This is a genomic window from Actinoplanes sp. NPDC026623 (assembly GCF_040638275.1).
In the GTDB taxonomy this organism is placed as follows: domain Bacteria; phylum Actinomycetota; class Actinomycetes; order Mycobacteriales; family Micromonosporaceae; genus Actinoplanes.
Genome location: NZ_JBEZXZ010000451.1, coordinates 1 through 1,326, shown reverse-complemented (window position 1 = coordinate 1,326; position 1,326 = coordinate 1). Strand labels below are relative to the sequence as shown.

Genomic DNA, 1,326 nt, shown 5'->3' with positions numbered 1-1,326 from the left:
TCCGGCTGCCGGGCATGCCGGTGATACCGGCCCTCGGCGTGATCTTCTCGATCTGGCTGATCACGTTCCTCACCCCGACCACCTGGCTGCGCTTCCCGGCGGCCGCCGGGGGCCGAGCCGGCCGCCGAACCAGGTGCTGATCCCGGCGGCCGCGAGCCCGATCACCTCGACCGGCAGGAGCCCGGGGTCGGTGCCGCGGTCGGGCGTGCGCAGCCGGATCAGCGCGATGACGGCGAAGACGATCAGCACCCAGAGGTCGAGCAGCACGCCGAGGGTGCCGGCGCGGGCGGCGCGGCCGGGCGAGGCCGCCATGATGTCGATGGTCGCGACCGAGATGGCCAGCACGCCGCCGGCGAGCCCCGCGACGATGTTCCAGAAGGCGAGCGTCGCGAGCATCCGCGGCGCGCCGGCCATCGTGGCCACGTCGAAGATGAACGCGATCGAGAGCAGGCCGAGCGGGAACATCAGCAGAAGTGGGTGTACGGCATTGTCCGCGATCCGGAGCCGGCTTTCCATGCGGCTGCCACCGTCCTCGGTGCGGTCGCCTCAGGGATTGATCTGCCTGGTCTCCCGGCCGTGTACCGCCAGGGCGAAGATGATGAACACGTCGAGGGTGATGATGACGATCGACCAGAGTGGATACGCGGGCATGAAGACCATGTGCATCACCGCGTTGATCACGGCGAGGATCACGCCTGTCACCCTGGCCCAGGTCTGGCCCACCATGACGCCGTACCCGGCGAACAGCAGCAGCGCGCCGAAGACCAGCAGCAGCCAGCCCCAGGCGGTGTAGTCGATGCTGAGCACCAGCCCGCCGGAGCCCACCAGGTAGAAGTCGTCGCGGACCAGCGCGACGATGCCACCCATCACGTTGAAGAATCCGCCGGTCAGCATGATGATGCCGGCGAAGAGAACCCATCCGACCCAACCGGTCACCCGGTCGTCGCGGTAGCCCGCGACGGGATCGTGTGCGTGCGCCATGACTGGCCCCCTCTGAGTACGCGAAGGCGGTGCCGCCCATTGCGCCCTCAAGGCTTCCCGCCGGCCGTGCCCGCCGGATCATCCGAGGGGAATGAGCCGGGGCGACGGGACCGGCCCGGCCGGCCCGGGGACGCGAGGGCGGCTTCACCCCCGCCGGATGAGGCTCAACCGACCCGCCTCCCGCAGGCTGAGCAGCAGTTCCGATCAAGGGTGGTGGATTGGTGATGTCGCAGGTAAGGCATGAGCTCGACCCGAGAGTCGCCGCAAGCCTGGCGCTCGACGCCCTGTTGGAGGCCGGCCGGTTCTCCGCGCGGGGCGCGAGCACGCTCGGCGCACGCGCGGGCC

Annotated in this window: 2 protein-coding genes; both read right to left on the bottom strand. The window is 70.2% G+C overall.

The features are described from left to right. Positions 1-69: 69 nt before the first annotated feature. The gene (locus AB0F10_RS45740; protein ID WP_360640916.1) at positions 70-516 is read right to left on the bottom strand and encodes a DUF2231 domain-containing protein; all 447 of its coding nucleotides are present in this window, start codon (positions 514-516) and stop codon (positions 70-72) included. 30 nt (positions 517-546) lie between these two features. After that, positions 547-981 (bottom strand): hypothetical protein, encoded by a 435-nt coding sequence (locus tag AB0F10_RS45735; protein WP_360640914.1) that lies wholly within the window; start codon positions 979-981, stop codon positions 547-549. Positions 982-1,326 lie beyond the last annotated feature (345 nt).